Source organism: Ruegeria sp. BHSB058, assembly GCF_059613285.1.
Window position 1 is genome coordinate 1 of sequence record NZ_JBXWSF010000169.1, and the last position, 2556, is coordinate 2556.

The following is a 2556-nucleotide window of genomic DNA, read 5'->3' on the forward strand; positions in this document are numbered from 1 at the left end:
GGCCAAGGCGCCGCAGTCGGCCTCAAAACCCACGATCAACATGTACGGCCTTGGCAAGCCCGCGCAGGCCAGGGTCACCGGCAACTTCCGCCTGACGGTCGAAGACAGCGACAACGACGTCCGCCACATCATCCTCGATTTCGGCTCGCTGCCCTTTCCGGTGCTCGAAGGGCAAAGCATCGGGATCATCCCGCCGGGCACGGATGACAACGGTAACGCTCATCTGCCGCGCCTCTATTCCGTGTCCAGCCCCCGCGATGGCGAGCGGCCGAACTTCAACAACCTGTCGCTCACCGTCAAGCGCGAGGAACAGGGCCTGTGCTCGAATTATGTCTGCGATCTCAAGCCCGGCGATACGGTCAACGTGACCGGCCCGTTCGGCTCGACCTTTCTGCTGCCGTCTGACCCGAACGCGCATCTGTTGATGATCTGCACCGGCACCGGCTCGGCCCCGTTCCGCGCCTTCACCATGCGCCGCCAGCGCGAATATCCGTCGCTCAAGGACTCTCTGATGCTGGTCTTCGGCGCCCGCCGCCCGCAGGAGCTGCCCTATTTCGGTCCACTCAAGAAGGTGCCGGAAAGCTTCATGTCCAAACACTTTGCCTTTTCCCGGCAAGAGGGAGAGCCGAAACATTATGTGCAGGACAAGCTGCGGGACGAGGCCGATAAAGTTGGCGAATTGCTGAAGAACCCGAACGGTCACATCTACATCTGCGGCCTCAAGGCGATGGAGCAGGGGGTCGAAGAGGCGCTCAAGGATATCGCGCGCGGTCTGGGACTGGAATGGGCCGATCTGCGTGACCGGATGCGTGACGAAGGACGATACCACGTCGAGACGTACTAATCGTACAACAGGGGTCTGGAAACCGGTACATTTCGGCCTTTTTGATTGCCCATGACGCCGTGGCATCGTAATTTGTGCAATATTTCACACAAAAGACCACGCAGGCGGCATGACCGAGATCACCAACTTCAGGGGCGAAACCACATCGCAAAGCGGCGCTGATCTGGTCGAGACGTCGGTTGATGCGCTGATTGCCCGCGTCGGCGAACGGGTCCGCAAGGCACGCGAAACCCGTGGGATACCACGCCGTGTCCTGTCCGAGATTTCGGGTGTGTCACCACGATATCTTGCGCAATTGGAAGCCGGCGAAGGCAATATATCGATCGGCCTTCTGCAACGCGTCGCCAGTGCACTCGATCACCGGATCGAATGGCTGGTGGGCGAGGACGACCCGTGGAATTCGGACGCCCTGCGCGTGGCCGACCTGTTTCGCGCTGCCAACGCTGACGTGCAGCAGCAGGTCCTCAATACCCTGACCCCGGTTCCCGCCGAACTGCTCAGAGCCAACAGAATATGCCTCGTCGGCCTCCGCGGCGCCGGAAAATCGACCCTCGGCGCCATGCTCGGCGAGGCGCTGAACCTGCCATTTGTCGAGTTGAATGAACGGATCGAAGAGCAGGCGGGCATGCCAGTTGGCGAAGTCATGGCGCTTTACGGGCAAGAGGGTTACCGCAAGCTCGAAGCGCAGGCCGTGGACCGCGTCATCGCCACCCACGACGCCATGATTCTGGCCGTCGCCGGTGGCATCGTTGCCGAACCGGAAACGTACAACACCCTGCTCAACCATTTCCACACCATCTGGCTCCGCGCCTCACCCGTCGAACACATGGAACGCGTCCGCGCCCAGGGCGACGAACGGCCGATGGCGGGCAATCCCGAAGCGATGGAGCAACTCAAGTCGATCCTCACCAGCCGCGAGGCCCTTTATGGCAAGGCGCTCGCACGTCTGGACACGTCGGGACAATCGCTCGATGTGTCGCTGACAGAGCTAAGGGAGCTGGTGAAAGAGCGCGGATTTCTGACCTGAGCCGTCGGTGTTTACAGTGGCTCCCGTAGCCACCCGTCCGCAAAAACCACTCGCTCGACACCGGCCAGTTTGCGAACGCGGTCCAGTTCCGCCTCCAACCTCCGGGTGCGGGCCGCTGACCACCGGGCGCGTCGCTCGGGCCACAGGGCGCGAACGCGCAATTCGCCACAGTCCCGATGTGCTTTCATGTCGATCCGCCCGACCAGGCGATCACCTTCGAGCAGCGGAAAGACATAATAGCCATAAACCCGCTTGGGTTCTGGCACGAACACTTCGATCCGATAGTGAAAGCCGAACAACCGCTCTGCCCGTTTGCGGTCGCGCAGGGCCGGGTCGAACGGGCTGAGCACCCGCATCCGCCCCGGAGCGACCGCCAGCCGCGCCGCCTGCTCCACGACATCGGGTCGGGTAAAAACCTTGCGCGGACGCCCGTCCGCGCCTTCGATCTCAACAGATTCAATCTCGCCGCGTGCAAGTGCTGCCTCACACCACGCCTTGGCCTCGCTTGAGGTGACCGTGTCCCAAAACGCCGAGATTTCGCCCGATGTGGCGAACCCCAACCGGTCAAGCGCCGCATTGCACAGCCAGTTCACCGTGCCCTCGGCATCGCACGGGGTACGACCGGGGCAAAGATGCGTCTCGATCACCCGTTCCGTCAGGTCATAACGCTTTTGAAACCCTTCAC

3 protein-coding genes are annotated in these 2556 nt (G+C 62.0%); 2 read left to right on the forward strand and 1 reads right to left on the reverse strand.

The genetic code is table 11. From position 1 onward, the window contains the following. Together AC2FNB_RS21040 and AC2FNB_RS21045 are read left to right on the forward strand one after the other, a co-directional pair. Positions 1-844: FAD-binding oxidoreductase (locus AC2FNB_RS21040; protein WP_496748678.1), on the forward strand; the 844-nt coding region annotated here is incomplete at its 5' end. A gap of 109 nt (positions 845-953) precedes the next feature. Beyond that, the gene (locus AC2FNB_RS21045) at positions 954-1871 is read left to right on the forward strand and encodes a helix-turn-helix transcriptional regulator (protein WP_496748679.1); all 918 of its coding nucleotides are present in this window, start codon (positions 954-956) and stop codon (positions 1869-1871) included. A gap of 11 nt (positions 1872-1882) precedes the next feature. Here AC2FNB_RS21045 and AC2FNB_RS21050 read toward each other — a convergent pair. After that, the coding region (locus AC2FNB_RS21050; RefSeq protein ID WP_496748680.1) for a DNA glycosylase AlkZ-like family protein at positions 1883-2556 on the reverse strand (674 nt) is incomplete at its 5' end.

Coding starts and splice junctions, on each gene's coding strand:
- AC2FNB_RS21045 (WP_496748679.1), top strand. CDS start 954: ATGACCGAGATCACCAACTTCAGGGGCGAAACCACATCGCAAAGCGGC.